We start from the raw sequence: 15973 nt of genomic DNA, 5'->3' as shown, positions 1-15973 counted from the left end.
TACTGCCTGGCAGCGCGCCTACGCCCGTTGCGGGGCTGGATCAGCCGACCACGCGGCCGTTGGCGCCCAGGATGCCCAGGTCCACAAAGCGCGAGCCCACGTAGGGTGCGCCGCCGCTGAAGTCCACCGTCATGCCTCCCATGTCGTGGCTGCGCAGGCTCGCCAAGGCAGAGCGCAGCTTGCCACGGGTCAGCTCGCGGCCTGCGCGCTCCAGGCCTTCGGCCAGCACGCGGGCGTTGACATAGCCTTCAAAGCTGCGGGCTGAGAATTCCTGGAAGCCCGCAGCGCGCATGGCCTTTTGGTACTCACGCACCAGTGCCACGCTGGTGCGGCCTGAGTCGGGCAACACCATTGACAGGGCCAGGCCTGCCGTCTTGCCACCCAACTGGCGCAGGTTGTCACCGCTCAAGGCCACGCTGGTGGCGGCCAGTGGGGTGCTGGGCGATACCTTCTTGAATTCATTGACCAGTGCCGCCGTCACGTCACCGGCCGTGCCCAGCAGCACGGCCATGGGCTTGGCCGCCACGGCCTGGCCCACCACACTCTCAACGCCCTTGCCCTCTGCATCCAGCTTGAACGCCTTGGGCGCCGTCGTCTGGCCGATGGACTTGAGGGCCGCCGTCACATCGGCCAGAAACTCGCGGCCGAAGACGGTGTCCTGGTACACGATGGCCAAGTCGGTGATGCCCATGGAAAAGAGCTTTTGCGTCAGGCGCTGGGCTTCGTCCGAATAGCTGGCACGCACATGGAACACCGAGCGGTGCTCGGCCTTGCGCAGCGACGTGGCCCCGCTTTGGGGGGCGACATAGGGGATCTGGGCTTCGTCCACCAGGGGCAGGATGCGCTGGTTGTTGGGGGTTCCCATGCAAGAGATCAGCGCGACGGTATTGGCGTCGGCAATCAGCTTGCGGGCATTGTCTTCAGAGCGTTTGGCGTCGTAGCCATCGTCCAGTGCCACCAGCTTGATCTCGCGGCCATTGATGCCCTTGGCATTGACCTGCGCCAGACCGGCATCCAGACCTTGCTTGAGTTCGCGGGCCAGGCTGGCCAAGGGGCCTGTCAGGCCCAGGGAACAACCGATGGACACGGTCTTGCTGTCCATGGGGTCTTGCACGCCCACCGCACGCGAGGCGGTGGCAAAGAGAAGGCCTGCGCTGGTGGCCACCAGCGATTGTGTGAATTGACGACGTTGCATGGCTGTGAAATCCGCAAGTAAAACAGCCGACCTCTGAGAGAGGTCGGCTTAAGTCATGAAGGGGGTGGGGCCGTGCGAAGGCCTGAGATTCCCAGGTGAATGGCCTAGGGTTAACCCTAATTTTACCGGGTGGTAGAGGATTTCTGCAAGCGCAGCGTCCGCGAGCGGCCGCGGCGGGGGTGCCCCCGACTTGGTTGGCTGGGCGGCTGGCGCCCCGTCTCAGCGCATGGAGCCTGTGTCCACGTACCGTTGGTGCCAGGACAAGGCCTCGTTCAGCAGGTGTGGCGTATGTTGGCCCGTGGCACCTTTGCGGGCGCGGGCCAGGTAGTCGCGCAGCGCGGGGCGGAAGTTCGGGTGGGCACAGTGCTCGATGATGAGTTCGGCCCGCTGTGTTGGCGAGTGCCCGCGCAGATCGGCCAGGCCTTGCTCGGTCACGATGACCTGTACATCGTGCTCGGTGTGGTCCACATGCGAGACCATGGGGACGATGCTGGAGATGGAGCCACCCTTGGCCAGCGAGGGTGTGACGAAGAACGAGAGGTAGCAGTTGCGGGCAAAGTCGCCCGAGCCGCCAATGCCATTCATCATGCTGGAGCCCATGATGTGGGTGGAGTTGACGTTGCCGTAGATGTCGGCCTCGATCATCGCGTTCATGCCGATGATGCCCAGGCGCCGCACCAGCTCGGGGTGGTTGCTGATCTCCTGGGGGCGCAGCAGGATGCGCTCACGGTAGAAGTCCAGGTTGCTCGCAAACTCGGCCAGCGCAGCGGTGGACAGCGAGATGGCGGTGGCCGATGCCGAAGCCATCTTGCCGGTGCGCAGCAAGTCGAGCATGCCGTCTTGCAGCACTTCGGTGAAACCGGTCAGCCCCTCAAAAGGGCTGTCCTGCAGGCCCGCCAGCACGGCGTTGGCCACATTGCCCACCCCCGACTGCAGGGGCAGCAATTGCTTGGGAAGGCGGCCCTTCTGCACCTCGGCCTGCAAGAAGTCGATGATGTGCGAAGCGATCTTTTGAGACACTTCGTCGGGCTTGGCAAACACGGTGTTGCGGTCGCTTTGGTGGGTGCCCACCACGGCCACCACCTTGGCGGGGTCTACGCGCAGGTAGGGCTCGCCAATGCGCTCGTGGGGCTGCGTGAGCGGAATCGGCTTGCGGTGCGGCGGCAGGGCCGTGCCGTAATACACATCGTGCATGCCCTCCATGGCCTCGGGCACCATGGAGTTCACTTCGATGATGACTTTGTCGGCCAGGTCCAGCCAGGTCTTGTTGTTGCCCACGGCGGTGGAGGGAATCAGACGCCCATCGGGAAGAATCCCCAGCACCTCGATGACCGCCACGTCCAGATGGCCCAGAAAGCCAAACCAGGCATGCTGCGCCACGTGCGACAGGTGCATGTCATTGAATTGCATCTTGCCCGTGTTGATCTTTTCGCGGCAGATGGGGTCGGACTGGAACGGCAGGCGCATGTCGATGCCATCCACCTTGGCCAGGGCTCCGTCCAGCTCGGGCGCGGTGGACGCGCCCGTCCAGACATTGATGCGAAACGACTTGCCCGCCGCGTGTTCGGCCTCAATGCGTTTGGCCAGCGCCAGCGGAATCGCCTTGGGATAACCCGCCCCGGTGAAGCCGCTCATCCCCACGTTGGCCCCTGCCGGAATCAACGCTGCGGCCTCTTCCGCCGTCATGATGCGTGAGTGAAAGTCGGGGTAACGAACGCGCTCTGCCAGGGTCATTGGGGCCATCTCCGGTCAAAAAAAATACCGCCCCACAGGGCGGTTCTGTCTTCTACAGGGCAAATGGTAACGACCGTGTAAACCCTGTCAGTGATTACCCTCAAATGCCCCCGTGAAAGTCAGGGGGCGTCAGGCTTGCGTCAAATTTGCAGCGGAGATCTGCAGGGGCTGTCTGCACATCTCCTGTGCGCCGTGGGTTGTTGCGTCAGTCAGTCTGTAGACCGATTGAGCAGCGCGTACAACACGATGGCGCCGAACGTGGCGGTACCGATGCCGCCGAGGGCGAAGTCGCCGAACTTGAGCGTGAAGTCGCCCGTGCCCAGGATGAGCGTGATGGCGGCAACGATCAGGTTCTTGTTCTGCGAGAAGTCCACCTTGTTGTCCACCCAAATCTTGGCGCCCGCCACGGCGATCAGGCCGAACACCACGATGGAGACACCGCCCATCACCGGCAGGGGGATGGTCTGGATCAACGCACCGAACTTGGGGCTAAAGCCCAGCACCAGCGCAAACACACCGGCCAGCAGGAACACGGCGGTGGAGTAAATCTTGGTGGCGGCCATCACGCCGATGTTTTCGGCATAGGTGGTCACGCCCGTGCCGCCTGCGCTGCCGCTGACCATAGTGGCAATGCCGTCACCGATGAAGGCGCGGCCCATGTAGCGGTCCAGGTCCTGGCCCGTCATGGCCGTGACGGCTTTGACGTGGCCCAGGTTCTCGGCCACCAGGATGATGGCCACAGGGGCGATGAGCAGCATGGCGTTGACGCTGAACACGGGTGCGGCAAAGTTGGGCAGGCCAAACCAGGCCGCGTTGGCCAGGGCCGACAGGTCCATGGGTTTGCCCAGGCCCAGGCCGTTGGTCAGCACTGCATAGGCGATGCTGGCCACGATGAGCCCCACCAGAATCAGCAGGCGCTGCACCATGCCGCGCGTGAGCACGGCCACCAGGCCCACGCACACAAAGGTCAGGGCCTGCATCCAGCTGTCAAAGTTGCTCGCGGCCATGTTCTTGATGGGGATGCCCGCCAGGTTCAGGCCAATCACGGCCACCACCGAACCGGTGACCACCGGGGGCATGCAGCGCTCGATCCAGCCCGTGCCTACGGCTTGCACCAGCACGCCGATGAGGGTGTAGACCAGGCCGCAGGCAATGATGCCGCCCAGCGCCACGCCGATGTTGGCATTGGCGCCTTTGCCTGCGTAACTGGTGGCTGCAATCACCACGCCAATGAAGGCGAAGCTCGAACCCAGGTAGCTGGGCACTTTGCCACCGGTGATCAAAAAGAAGATCAGCGTGCCCAGCCCACTCATGAGGATGGCCACGTTCGGGTCAAACCCCATGAGGATGGGGGCCAGCACGGTGGCGCCGAACATGGCGATGACGTGCTGCACGCCCATCACTGCGGTTTGCGGCCAGGGCAGGCGCTCGTCGGGGCCGACCACGCCGCCGCGCTCCAGCACGTCGGGGGTTTTGACTTTCCAGTCCATGAATCCCATGGTGTTTCCTTTATTGTGAAAATTTGTGTGCTGGATGCTAGTGGATTTCGGGACGCAGAAGCGGTCGCTGTGCGCGGGCGGGTTGTGAGGTGGGTGGACGGTTACGATGGCGCGTCACTTCCCGTCCAGCCGCTACGCCATGAAACCCTCTTCGCTTTGCCCCTCGTGCCGCCAGCCCATGCAGACCCAGACGCTGGCGGGCCACGACCATGGCAGGGGCCAGAGCGCGGTGGAGCTGGACCTGTGCTTTGCCTGCCAGGGCATCTGGTTTGACCACCGAGAGAACCTGAAGCTGCACCCCCAGGCGGTGGTCGAGCTGTTTGCGCTGCTGCACCAGCACCGCACCGATGAGCGCAGGCCGCTGCAGCACAACCTGGCCTGCCCGCGCTGCGTGCGGCCCCTGTCGCAGGGCTATGACATGGTGCGCAGCGGCCGCTACATGGTCTACCGCTGCGCGCAGCAGCACGGGCGCTTCAGCGCGTTTTCTTCGTTCATGGTGGAGAAGGGCTTTGTGCGCCACCTCACCCGGGCCGAGGTGCAAGACCTGGCGCGGCGGGTGGATGCCATTTACTGCACGGGCTGCGGTGCGCCGGTGGACATCCGCAAAGACCACGCCTGCCCGCATTGCCGGGCGGCGTTTTCGCTGATCGACCCGGAGGCCGTCAAACGCGCCCTGGAGGGCTATCGCGTGGCTTCGGCGGCCAAGGTGCCTGGCGCCGCCGGTGACGGGGCGCCGCGCCCCGACCTGGCCGACGCGCTGATCATGATCGAGCGCGACCGCAACCGGGCCGAGCGCGAACAGCAAAAGCGCCGCTTCACGCAAGAGGACGACCGCACCGTCACCGGCGATCTGCTGACCGCCGGGGTGGGCCTGGTGGTGGGGATGCTGCTGGGCGGTTAGGCCGCCACACCCACTTGCAACACAGCGGTGTAGCCACCGTTCACCGTACCGCTGGTGTCGGCGATTTGCAGGGCGCCACTGTCGTCGCTGAACACGTTGTCGGACGCCAGCGAAGTGCGCGCGTAGTTGGTGCGGCTGGTGGCGTAGGCGGTGGTGGCGTACACCTCGGCCATGGCGGCGGGGGTGAAGGTCAGCTGCGAGGTCTTCACATCGTTGTTGCCAGAGGTGGCCACCGACAGGCTGCGGTACACCTCGAAATGCACATGCGGATAGCGCCCGTCGTAGCAGCCAGGGAAGATGGTGGTGAAGCTCACCTCGCCATTGGCGTCGGCCACCTGCACGCCGCGCAGGTAGTTTTCGTTGGTGATGCCGGTGCTGTACATCGAGTAGTTGCCGTCGCGGTCGCAGTGCCACAGGTACACGGCGTAGCCTGCCAGGCTGGCGCAGTTGGCGCTGGTGTTGACGAGCTTGAGCCGGATGGTCAGCGGCACGCCCGCGGCCGTGGTGCTGGTGGTCAGGCTGCTGCGGATGTCGCTGCGCACAATGCCCGACAGCAGCAGTGCGTTGGCCACGGTGCCGCCACTGCTGTTGGTGCCGTCGCCGGGGTAGGGGCCTGCCGTCTCGCTGGGGATGGTGCTGCAGGTGGTGGTGCCTGTATCGGTGCCCGTTCCGGTCCCTGTGCCGGTTCCCGTACCACTGCCAGAGCCTGTTCCCGTGCCGGTCCCGGTCCCCGTGTCTGTCGTGGTATCCGTGGCCGTGGTGGCGTCGCTGCTGCCGCCGCCGCAGCCCCACAGGGAAAATGGCACGCTGGTGCCCACAGCCAGCCAGCGCAGGGCTTTGCGGCGTTCGGTCAACTGGTGCAGGTCTTGTGCAAGGCCGCCGTAATGCGCGTTGGGGGCGGCTGCGGCTGCGGCTGCGGGGGCGAGGTGGGGGGTGGTGCGGTCCATCGCGTGCTCTCTCTCTTGGTGGTTGCGGTTCAAGCAACGCAATCTAGAGAGCCCACTGCACCTCCTTTTTGCTGGGCCGTAAAGATTCGGTAAAACCAGGGCGAGTAGGGAACTGTGTGGTTCTAAGCAAAAAGAGGCTCTAGCGCTTTTGCCATAAGCGCTAGAAGCTATGAATTTGGTAGCAAATGGCGGCGCAAAGGCAGGCTGATCCCGCTCCGGCCCTCAGGCTTTGGCGGGCTTGCGTGTGCTTTTGGCGGGCTTCTTCTTGGCCGTGCCGCCCTTTTTGCCGCGCAGGTGCAGGCCCCAGCCCACCAGCAGCCACAGGTAGGACGCCAGCACCGAGTAGGCCGCGATGGCGGGCAGCGACAGCGGCGGTGCGGTGAGGGAGCGGGGGTTGCTGAGGGTTTCAAGCAACTGCTTGGTGCCCGTGCCCAGCACGGGCACGGTGGGCGCGCTGCCCGCGCGGGCCATGCGCGCGGCCATGAAGACAAAGAACTCCATGAGCAAAGCGCCAATCAGGTAGCAGGCCAGCAGGGACATCAGGAAGGCGAACGCCCGGCGGTCGCCCTTGGCCAGAAAGACGATGGCCGACACCAGCACCAGTGCGGGCAGCAGCAGGACCACGGCGGGCCAGGCGGAGAGGAGTGTTTGCATAGCAGCGGTGGAAATGCGGGGGCTGAGGCCCGTGGGGACGCCAGATGCCCAGGGTTCGTCTCAAGGGCCGATTTTGCGCCTGTCGGGCGCGGCTGCCGATGATAGTGGTCCGGCCGCGCCGCAGCGGCCAAAGCACCGACCACGAGGTAAGCAGGTTTTACAAAGCGGCCGCTTGTGCCGCTTGTGCCGCTTGGCGCGTGGGCACCGCCCCTGCCCGTCACCCCCGTGGCCGGGCGACGGCCAGTGCGTTGCCCAGCTGGGCCAGGGGCGCTTGCCAGCGGGGGGCTTTGCCGGTGAGCTGGGCCACGATGGCCGCCTTGAGCGGCGGCAGGCGCCGCGCGCCTTGCAGCACCAGCTGGCGCAGTGCACGGGGCAGGGGGCGCGCATCGGTGTACAGGCGCACGATGGCGTTGGTGCCCTGGTAAATGGGCCAGGCATGCAGGTGGTGGGCCCGCGCATAGGGCGCCAGCGCTGCCGCGTCGCCCCAGTCTTGTCCGCGCTGGCGGGCGGCCACCAGGGCCTGCGTCAGCCGCCCCACCCCGGCCAGGCCCAGGTTGTAGCCGTGGGCGGTGACGGGGTGCATGCCCACTGCCGCATCGCCCAGCAGCGCGCAGCGTGGGCCGGTAAAGCGCTGCGCGTACACGGCCACCAGCGGGTAGGCGTGGCGCTCGCCCAGCAGCTCCATGGCGCCCAGGCGGTTTTGGAACTGGGCTTGCACCTCGGCCGTGAAGGCGGCGGGCTCCAGCGCCAGCATGCGGGCGGCATCGGCGGCCTGGGCGGTGACCACCACGGAGCATTGCGCTTGGCCCTCGGTGGCGCCGTCGGTCGCACCGGCGGCCACATCGGGCAGCGGCAGCACGGCCAGCGTGCGTTCGTAGCCAAAGCACTCGTGGGCGGTGTCGCCGTGGGGCTCGGCATGGCGCATGCGGCAGACGATGACGGTGCGCCCAAAGTCGGTCATCTGCGCACCAATTCCCAATTGGCGTCGGGCGGCAGAAAAGCGGCTGTCGGCCGCCACCACCAGGGGGGCGCACAGCCGCTCGCTGGGCTGCCCGGGCTGGGCGGCCAGGGCAAAGTCCACTTCGGCGTGGGTGGCCAGGGCGGCCACGCGGTGCACCTGCGCCCCGGCCATGATGCGCACGCCCGGTGTGCGGGCTGCCACCTGGTAGGCCGTGCGGCGCAGGGCGTGGTTGGGCACGATGAAGCCCAGCGGGGGGCGGGGGCCTGAGGCTGTGGTGCCTGCTGGGGTGTCGGCGGAGCCAAACCCATCGGGCGCCTGCAGTTGCATGGCGCTGTGCGCGCCCACGGGGCCGTCGTGCACTTCTGCGGTGCGGATGTGCCCGATTTCATGGGACGCCAGCGCGCCCCAGGTGCCCAGGCGCTGCAGTGTGGCCGCGCTGGGGTAGGTGAGGGCGATCTCCCGCCCGTCCGGGGCGGGCTGCTCCAGCGCTGCGGTGGGGTTTTGGTCCAGCACCGTCGCGGTAAAGCCGGCTTGCGCCAGCGAAATCGCCAGAGACAGGCCGGCAGGGCCTGCGCCCACGATGAGTACGTCGCAGTGCATGTGCATGGAATGGGTGGGGCGCGGCCCTGAAAAATGACGCTGGCATTGTGGCCCCGGCCTTGGCCCCGGGGCTTGCATTGCATCAAAGGGCGCCTGGATACCTGGGGACCCTCTGCACAAATCACCGCGCCGTGTGCATCTGCGGTCTCGGGCGGTCTGCGGCGTTACAAATACTCGCAATAGCGATGGCTATTGCTGCGCTTTGCGCCTTGCAGCCCATCCCGATCCGCAGCGCACACTTGGTCAGCTCGATTCGTGCAGAGGATCCCTGGGCTGTGCGGGGTGGTGCAATGGACGCGCCGAGCGTGAAATATGTAACGCAAAGTGATGCGCGTTGCGCCGCCCGATGGCCACTAGAGCGGCGCCAGTGTTACAAAGTAAGGCGCGTTTCAATCGCCTCCGTAAAGATACGAACGGTTGCAATTGAAGGGACTGGGCAGGGCGTTTGGCGGGCGTGCGTGAAACAATTACGCCGCATTTGAAACAAGCCTCCTGCCCGGGTTGCCAATGCTGCAAGGGGCCACGCGGCACCAGCGGTGTGGCAGGGGCGCGCTGCACTGAATTCACATCCATCCAAAGAGGGAAATCACACCATGAAACAACTGTCTTACATCGCCATGGCCTGCGCGCTGGTCTTGACGGGCTGCGCCACCACCGACGGGGGCTCTGCCGGTGGCCTGTCGGCCGTCTCGTCGGCCTTGGGCTCGACCAGCGCTGGTGGTTCGGGCGCCAGCAAGTCCGAGAACAAAGTGGGCGCAGCCCTGGATGTGTTCAAGGCCGCCACCGTGTCGGACGACGAACTCAAGTCCGTGGCCCTGCAGTACCGCGCCTATGGCGACCGCACTGAAAAGCTGGCCCCTGCCAACAACAAGTACTCCCAGCGCCTGGCCCGCCTGACGGCCAAGCACGTCAATGAAGACGGAATGAAGCTCAACTTCAAGGTGTACCTGAGCAAGAACGTGAACGCCAACGCCACGGCCGATGGCTCCATCCGCGTCTATGCAGGCCTGATGGACATGATGAATGACCAGGAATTGTTGGGCGTCATCGGCCACGAAATCGGCCACGTCAAGCATGCCCACACCATGGGCGCGATGCGCACCGCCTACATGGCATCGGCTGGCCGCAAGGCCGTGGCCGCCTCGGGTGGCGCAGCGGCCAAGCTGGCGGACTCGGACCTGGGCGAGCTGGGCGAAAAGCTGCTCAACAGCCAGTTCTCGCAAAGCCAGGAAACCGAGTCGGATGACTACGGCCTGGCTTTCATGCAAAAGCACAAGTACAACGTCAAGGCGATGGAGGGGGCCTTCCGCAAGCTGGCCTCTTTGGGCGGCAAGCAAGGTGGCATGGACCAGATGCTGTCCTCGCACCCCGATCCAGGCGCCCGTGCCGACCGCATGCGTGACAAGGCTGCAGGCAGCAAATAACGCTATCAATAAAATAGCTGCTAGCGCTTTATGCATAAGCGCTAGAGGCCATTTCCAAACAAAAAGCCCCGCACTGCGGGGCTTTTTTTATGGGTTGGCAACGTGCTGGCGGGCGCTGGCCTCAGGGGTACTGGTGCCCCCGGCGCGTGCGCATTGCGTTTCCTGCGGGCAGACCCATGCCAGGCCCGCTGCCTGTGAGCACACTGGTGGCGCCCACCGTGCTGCCCGACGCGGCCGTGTCAAAGCCATAGGTGCCTTGCCACACGGCCCAGGTCATGTCGTTGCCTGTGCACTCGCTGTCCTTGAACGCCAGCGGGTGGGTGCTCTCCAGCAGGTTGGCTGCCACCGCAAGCTGGCTTGCCAGACCCGCCGGGCGGCTCTGGCAGGAAAGGCCTTCGTAGGGGCTCAAGCTGCCGTTGCTGATGATGTTGTGGCTGATGCGTGTGCCCGCACTGCTGGGGTTGAAGGGCCCCCAATTCAGGCCAATGTGCTGCTTGACGATGGTGTTGTGGTGCACGTCATGGTCGCGCATGGAGCAGGTCGATTGAAAGCACTGCACGCCCAGGTGGATCCCGGCATTGACGATCAGGTTGTGGTGAATGTGCACGTTGGCCGAGTTGTCCTGCGCAGAAATCTGAATGCCCATCGCCGTGCGGTTGGCGTCCGAGAAGGTGATGTAGTTCTCGCGGTAGGTGTTGTACTGCGAGTTGTCCTTGTCGTGAAAGCCTCCGTACACCTTGCCCAGGTTCAGCTGGTTGTTCTCGATCAGCGATTCGCCCGCATCGAACAGCGTGGTGGCGTAGCCGTTGCCCACATAGGGGCCAAAGTCGTTGTCCTGAATGAGGAACTTGTGCCGCCAGGCCGGGCCGGAGTCGCCCCAGCCATGGATGAACGCAGGGTTCTCGCCGTTGTTGGTGGCTTCGCCATCGAGAAAACGCACATGCCGGATCACCAGCCCGGCCTTGCTCGGGTCGCTGACGATGCCCCACTGGGTGACGCCGGTGATGTCGAAACCTTCGATGCGCACCGCGGGGGCGATGTCGCTGCCCACGCTGATGTTGGTGGTCTTGTTGAAGTTCAGCGTCACCACCTCGTCCGGGTAGGCGAGAAACTGCTTGGCCTTGTTGTCGTACACCTTGATGTTGCCAGGCAGGTAAGTCCCTTTGCGCAGCACGATGGCCTGGTTGGGCGTGGAGTTGGTCAGCGCGTAGGCCACGGTCTTGTAGGGCGCTGCCAGGGTGCCGCGCCCTGAAGCGTCGGTGCCATTCGGGTCCACAAAGAGAAAGCGCGAGGCCGCTGACTGGATCGTGAAGCTCTGCTCCAGCGTCTTTTGTGCAGAGCCACTGTCCTTGATCTCCAGGGTGAGCACGTAGGCGCCCTCGCTCGCCGGAGTGAAACGCACGGTGCCCCGGCGCCAGTCCAGCGAGACGCCTGTGGTGCTTTGCGCTACGCCGCCGAGGGTGAAGCTCTTGATGCGGTACTCGTACGGGAAGATGCCGCCCACCACGCCTGGGCGGCTTTCGTACGCAATGCCTGGGTAGGCGATGTCACGCAGGCCAAAGGACACGGCCAGCGCGGCGTTGGGCAATGTCTCGGGCAGGGTGAGGTGCGCAGCGCTGGTGTACATGCAGCGCACAAACACCGGCGCGCCATTGGCAGGCACGGAGGTGGGCGCCGCGCCGGACACCGCACACGCCTGGCCCGCAGGCTGTGCCAGCACACGCAAGTCCAGCGGCGCCCCGGCAGCCACCTGGGGCGTGAAGGTGTAAGGCTGGTTCAGTGTTGCATCCAGCGTGGCCGAGCCGTGCCCCAGCTTGAGCGTGCCACCCAGGCCGAGGCCTTGCACCCGCACATTCAGGGCGACCGGGCTGGCTGGAGCTGGAGCTGGAGCTGGAGCTGGAGCTGGAGCTGGAGCTGGAGCTGGAGCTGGAGCTGGAGCTGGAGCCGGGGCTGGAGCCGGGGCTGGGGCTGGGGCTGGGGCTGGGGCTGGGGCTGGGGCTGGGGCTGGAGCTGGAGCCGGGGCTGGAGCCGGGGCTGGGGCTGGGGCTGGGGCTGGGGCTGGGGCTGGGGCTGGGGCTGGGGCTGGGGCTGGGGCTGGGGCCGGTGCGGGCGTAGGCGTAGGCGCGGGTGTGGGTGTGGGTGTGGGTGTGGGAACCGGCGTCGGTGTGGGCGTTGTCGGTTGCACGGGCGAGGGGGCGGGTTCCGGGTTCGCCGTGGTCACGGTGTCTTGTGTGCCGCCGCCGCAGGCGACCAGGCTGGCGGTCAGCGTCCAGGCAAGCAGGGCCCGGGCGGTGGCATGGTGGCGGGGGCCTGCAGTGTGGGCTGGCAACAGGGGGGCGTGGGGCAGCATGGGGCTCAGATCCTGGGTCTGGTTTCAATCCGGCAGGCGCCGGGCTCTTTTTTTGGCTGCCGCTCGCTGGCGGCCTCTCTCTCTGAGCGCGGATTCTGTGTCATCGGATGTCGTACGTGTTACGTAGCCACCCCCACCTTGTTAAGGTTTGTAATTTTTGAGACCCAGGTGCTGCGTCGCCGCCACAGGCGCTGTGAGTGTCAAACAGGTGACTGACCCGGGTGGCTTATGTGTTGATGCACTGCTAAGTTGCCGGGCATGGAGACACCACATATTTCTGACGGCCGGGGCACATCGGCCGAGGGCCCCACGCCGCCCTACATTCCCCAGATTCGCCTGTACCAGCACTGGCTGCGCGATGCGCGCGGCCTGCAGTTCGACAGCTACGACGCCCTGTGGCGCTGGTCCACCACCGAGCTGGATGCGTTCTGGCAAAGCGTGTGGGACTACTTTGACCTGCAGTCGCCTACGCCGCACACGGCCGCGCTGGCGTGCAACACCATGCCGGGGGCGCAGTGGTTCCCCGGCGCGCAGGTGAACTACGTGCGGCAGGTGCTGCGGCATGTCGATGCGGCCCAGGCTGCGGGTCTGCCCGCCATCATCAGCCGCAATGAAAAAGGCCAGCACCGTGAACTCTCCTGGCCCGAGCTGCGCCGCCAGGTCGCGTCGCTGGTGCTGCACCTGAAGGCCCAGGGCGTGCAGCCCGGCGACCGCGTGGCCGCCTACCTGCCCAACGTGCCGGAGGCCATGATCGCCTTCCTGGCCACCGCAAGCATCGGCGGCGTGTGGAGCATCTGCGCGCCCGACATGGGCACCCACGCGGTGCTTGACCGCTTCCGCCAGATCGAGCCCACGGTGCTCATCAGCGTGGACGGCGTGACCTACGGCGGCCGCGACCACGACCGCACCGGCGTGCTGGCAGAGCTGCGCGCCGCGCTGCCCAGCGTGCATCATGTGGTGCTGCTGGGCAATCTGAATGCTTCTATTTCGATAGCTGGTTGCGCTGATTGGACAAGCGCTACAGCCCAAAATGATGCGGAGACTGCAGCGTTTGAGCCGATGTGGCTCCCGTTTGACCACCCGCTGTGGATCGTCTACTCCAGCGGCACCACCGGCCTGCCCAAGCCCATCGTGCACGGCCACGGCGGCAGCATGCTGGTGGCGCTGCAGCTCAAGGTGCTGCACAACGACATTGGCTGCAGCTACGAGACCAACAGCTTTGGCGAGCGCTACCACTGGTACAGCTCCACCGGCTGGGTGATGTGGAACGCGCAGATGAGCGGCCTGCTCTCGGGCACCACCTGCGTCATCTTTGACGGCAACCCTGGCGGCAGCAAGGAACACCCCGACTGGGGTGTGCTGTGGCGCTTTGCAGCCGAGACCGGCGTGACCTTCTTCGGCGCGGGGGCTGCGTTCTTTGCCAACTGCATGAAGGCGGGCATCACGCTGGCCGACTATGGCGACCTCACGCGCATCCGCGCGCTGGGCACCACGGGATCGCCGCTCTCGCCCGAGGTGCAGCAGTGGGGGACGGCGCAGTTTGAGGCCGTCGGCACGCACGACATCTGGTGGAACAACATTTCCGGAGGCACCGACTTCTGTGGCGCCTTCATTGGCGGCAACCGCGAGATGCCCCAGGTGCCTGGCGAGATGCAATGCCGCATGCTGGGCGCGGCGGTGGAGGCCTGGAACGCCGAGGGCCAGCCGGTGACGGACGAAGTGGGCGAGCTGGTCTGTGCGCAGCCGATTCCGTCGATGCCGCTGTACCTTTGGGGCGACAAGGACGGAAGCCGCTACCTGTCGAGCTATTTCGACATGTACCCCGCAGGCCACGGCCGCCAGCCCGGCGGTGGTGACGGCCCTGCCCACATGGGCGCGGTGTGGCGGCATGGCGACTGGCTGAAGATCGACGGGGCCACGGGCGGCTGCATCATCTACGGCCGCAGCGACGCCACCATCAACCGCCACGGCCTGCGCATGGGCACCAGCGAAATCTACAGCGCGGTCGAATCCCTGCCCGAGGTGCTGGACAGCCTGGTGGTGGACCTGGAGTACCTGGGCCGTGAGAGCTACATGCCGCTGTTTGTGGTGTTGCGCGCCGGGGTGGTGCTGGACGACGCATTGCGAGCCCGCATCAACGCCGCAGTGCGCACGGCGCTGAGCCCGCGCTTCGTTCCAGACGACCTCTTTGCCGTGGCCGAGGTGCCGCGCACGCTCAGCGGCAAAAAGCAGGAGCTGCCGATCAAGAAGCTGCTGCTGGGCCAGCCCATCGAGAAGGTGGTGAACAAGGACGCGATGGCCAATCCGGGGTGCCTGGATTGGTATGTGGCGTTTGCGGCAGGGCGGGCTGTGAAACTACAAAATTCATAGCGGCTAGCGCTTGTTGGACAAGCGGTGGCGACCTTTTTTCTTGAAATATGGCGTGGCTACATGGCCCAGTCAGCCCTGGGTTTCCGCGCACCAGCGGCGCTGCGGTCTTAGCCCCCTCTCCCCTGGTGGGAGAGGGTTGGGGAGAGGGGGCTTGTGCAAGGGGCTGTGCCTCATTACCCCCTCTCCCCCGCCCTCTCCCGCAAGGGGAGAGGGAGCATCAGGGGTGCTATGACCGATGCGGGGCGGTAGAAGGCAGCCCTGTCCCTCGCCACCTCAATCCAGCTTCGCTCCAGATGCCTTGATCAGCCGTTCCCACACCGGCCGTTCCTTGGCCATCGCTGACGCAAACAACGCGGGCGAGCTCTTTTGCACATCAAAGCCCATCGCTGCAATGCGCTGGGCCACGTCGGGCTGCTCGGTGGCTTTGCGCACCTCGGTGGCAATGCGCTCCAGGATGGCGGGTGGCGTGCCTGCAGGCGCACCAACGGCCAGCCAGCCCGCCACGCGGTAGGCCTCGTCATTCAGGCCCTGTTCGGCCAGGGTGGGCACATTGGGCAGCGTGCCCATGCGGCGCTCGCCGCTCACGCCAATGGCCTTGAGCTTGCCTGCGTCAATGTGGGCTTTGACCTGCAGCGCGCTGGCAAAAGCAATCTGGATTTGCCCGCCCAGCAGGTCCTGCACCATGGGCGCCTCGCCCCGGTAGGCCACATGGCTCATGTCGGCGTTTTGCGACTGGCTCATGTACGCGCCCGCCAGGTGCGGGTAGGCGCCCGTGCCATACGAGCCGTAAGACACCTTGCCTTTGTTGGCCACGATGTACTTGAGCAGCTCTGGCCCCGTGGCTACGGGCACGCTGGGGTGGGCCACCAGCACCAGGGGTGCGATGGCGATTTGGTAGACGGGGGCAATGTCCTTCTCGGGGCTGTAGGGCAGCTTGGTGTAGAGGAACTGGTTGGTGAGCATGGAGTTGCTCAGGCCCAGCAGCAGGGTGTAGCCGTCGGGTGCGGCCTTGGCCACGGCGTCGGTGCCGATGATGCCGGCGGCGCCGGGCTTGTTGTCGATGACCAGCGGCTGGCCCAGGCCCACGGCCATCTTCTCGGCCAGCACACGCGCCAGCACGTCGGTGGCACCGCCGGGCGCAAACGGCACCACCACCTTGATGGGCTTGCTGGGGTAGGCCTGGGCCAGTGCTGTGGTGCCCGTGCCTGCGGCGATGCAGGCTGCGGTGGCCAGGGCGGCCCCGCGCAGCCAGTGGCGGCGGGGCATCCAGCGGGGCATCAATGGGGAGGGGTGCATGCGATGTCTCCTGTCGTTGTGGTTGGCAAATCGTCAGCCTGG

At 65.8% G+C, this 15973-nt stretch carries 11 protein-coding genes; 3 read left to right on the top strand and 8 right to left on the bottom strand.

Annotation, left to right across the window (positions count from 1 at the left end; all coding sequences use genetic code 11):
* Positions 1-40: 40 nt before the first annotated feature.
* The 3 genes from EAG14_RS21340 to EAG14_RS21330 form a co-directional block, all read right to left on the bottom strand.
* Positions 41-1195: an ABC transporter substrate-binding protein gene (locus tag EAG14_RS21340; RefSeq protein ID WP_121730068.1), complete on the bottom strand. Its 1155-nt coding sequence runs from the start codon at positions 1193-1195 to the stop codon at positions 41-43.
* Positions 1196-1414: 219 nt separating this feature from the next.
* Positions 1415-2929: an acetyl-CoA hydrolase/transferase family protein gene (locus tag EAG14_RS21335; RefSeq protein ID WP_205603553.1), complete on the bottom strand. Its 1515-nt coding sequence runs from the start codon at positions 2927-2929 to the stop codon at positions 1415-1417.
* A gap of 209 nt (positions 2930-3138) precedes the next feature.
* Positions 3139-4428 carry a solute carrier family 23 protein gene (locus EAG14_RS21330; protein WP_121730067.1) on the bottom strand — a complete coding sequence of 430 codons (1290 nt, stop codon included), beginning with the start codon at positions 4426-4428 and terminating at the stop codon, positions 3139-3141.
* Between the two features lie 139 nt (positions 4429-4567).
* Here EAG14_RS21330 and EAG14_RS21325 point away from each other — a divergent pair, with 139 nt between their 5' ends.
* Positions 4568-5329 (top strand): zf-TFIIB domain-containing protein, encoded by a 762-nt coding sequence (locus EAG14_RS21325; protein WP_099742655.1) that lies wholly within the window; start codon positions 4568-4570, stop codon positions 5327-5329.
* Here the strand turns inward: EAG14_RS21325 and EAG14_RS21320 are convergent.
* The 3 genes from EAG14_RS21320 to ubiM all read right to left on the bottom strand — a co-directional run bounded on the left by EAG14_RS21320 (position 5326) and on the right by ubiM (position 8497).
* The gene (locus tag EAG14_RS21320) at positions 5326-6276 is read right to left on the bottom strand and encodes an intradiol ring-cleavage dioxygenase (RefSeq protein ID WP_121730066.1); all 951 of its coding nucleotides are present in this window, start codon (positions 6274-6276) and stop codon (positions 5326-5328) included. The genes EAG14_RS21325 and EAG14_RS21320 overlap by 4 nt on opposite strands.
* A gap of 222 nt (positions 6277-6498) precedes the next feature.
* Positions 6499-6930 carry a hypothetical protein gene (locus EAG14_RS21315; protein WP_099657382.1) on the bottom strand — a complete coding sequence of 144 codons (432 nt, stop codon included), beginning with the start codon at positions 6928-6930 and terminating at the stop codon, positions 6499-6501.
* A gap of 217 nt (positions 6931-7147) precedes the next feature.
* Complete coding sequence (gene ubiM / locus EAG14_RS21310; RefSeq protein WP_205603449.1) at positions 7148-8497, bottom strand: 5-demethoxyubiquinol-8 5-hydroxylase UbiM; 1350 nt, start codon at positions 8495-8497, stop codon at positions 7148-7150.
* Positions 8498-9084: 587 nt separating this feature from the next.
* Here ubiM and EAG14_RS21305 point away from each other — a divergent pair.
* The gene (locus tag EAG14_RS21305) at positions 9085-9915 is read left to right on the top strand and encodes a M48 family metallopeptidase (RefSeq protein WP_099742657.1); all 831 of its coding nucleotides are present in this window, start codon (positions 9085-9087) and stop codon (positions 9913-9915) included.
* Between the two features lie 121 nt (positions 9916-10036).
* On the opposite strand, the gene EAG14_RS23070 is transcribed toward EAG14_RS21305, so the two are convergent.
* Entirely contained in the window at positions 10037-12265 is a 2229-nt protein-coding gene (locus tag EAG14_RS23070) for a right-handed parallel beta-helix repeat-containing protein (RefSeq protein WP_205603446.1), read from the bottom strand.
* Positions 12266-12523: 258 nt separating this feature from the next.
* Between EAG14_RS23070 and EAG14_RS21290 the strand changes: the two genes are divergently transcribed.
* Positions 12524-14635, top strand: coding sequence for an acetoacetate--CoA ligase (locus EAG14_RS21290; protein ID WP_121730064.1), 2112 nt, complete (start codon positions 12524-12526; stop codon positions 14633-14635).
* Positions 14636-14908: 273 nt separating this feature from the next.
* Here the strand turns inward: EAG14_RS21290 and EAG14_RS21285 are convergent, their stop codons facing one another.
* Positions 14909-15931 (bottom strand): tripartite tricarboxylate transporter substrate binding protein, encoded by a 1023-nt coding sequence (locus EAG14_RS21285; protein WP_240456872.1) that lies wholly within the window; start codon positions 15929-15931, stop codon positions 14909-14911.
* Positions 15932-15973 lie beyond the last annotated feature (42 nt).

Origin of the sequence: Acidovorax sp. 1608163 (genome assembly GCF_003669015.1) — a bacterium.
GTDB lineage: Bacteria > Pseudomonadota > Gammaproteobacteria > Burkholderiales > Burkholderiaceae_C > Acidovorax.
This window is presented reverse-complemented; position numbering and strand designations above follow the sequence as displayed.

What these genes read in the sequence shown, in the direction of transcription:
- EAG14_RS21340 (WP_121730068.1), bottom strand. Translation starts at nt 1,195, where the DNA reads ATGCAACGTCGTCAATTCACACAATCGCTGGTGGCCACCAGCGCAGGC.
- EAG14_RS21305 (WP_099742657.1), top strand. Translation starts at nt 9,085, where the DNA reads ATGAAACAACTGTCTTACATCGCCATGGCCTGCGCGCTGGTCTTGACG.
- EAG14_RS21285 (WP_240456872.1), bottom strand. Translation starts at nt 15,931, where the DNA reads ATGCACCCCTCCCCATTGATGCCCCGCTGGATGCCCCGCCGCCACTGG.
- ubiM (WP_205603449.1), bottom strand. Translation starts at nt 8,497, where the DNA reads ATGCACATGCACTGCGACGTACTCATCGTGGGCGCAGGCCCTGCCGGC.
- EAG14_RS21320 (WP_121730066.1), bottom strand. Translation starts at nt 6,276, where the DNA reads ATGGACCGCACCACCCCCCACCTCGCCCCCGCAGCCGCAGCCGCAGCC.
- EAG14_RS21330 (WP_121730067.1), bottom strand. Translation starts at nt 4,428, where the DNA reads ATGGGATTCATGGACTGGAAAGTCAAAACCCCCGACGTGCTGGAGCGC.
- EAG14_RS21335 (WP_205603553.1), bottom strand. Translation starts at nt 2,929, where the DNA reads ATGACCCTGGCAGAGCGCGTTCGTTACCCCGACTTTCACTCACGCATC.
- EAG14_RS21290 (WP_121730064.1), top strand. Translation starts at nt 12,524, where the DNA reads ATGGAGACACCACATATTTCTGACGGCCGGGGCACATCGGCCGAGGGC.
- EAG14_RS21315 (WP_099657382.1), bottom strand. Translation starts at nt 6,930, where the DNA reads ATGCAAACACTCCTCTCCGCCTGGCCCGCCGTGGTCCTGCTGCTGCCC.
- EAG14_RS23070 (WP_205603446.1), bottom strand. Translation starts at nt 12,265, where the DNA reads ATGCTGCCCCACGCCCCCCTGTTGCCAGCCCACACTGCAGGCCCCCGC.
- EAG14_RS21325 (WP_099742655.1), top strand. Translation starts at nt 4,568, where the DNA reads ATGAAACCCTCTTCGCTTTGCCCCTCGTGCCGCCAGCCCATGCAGACC.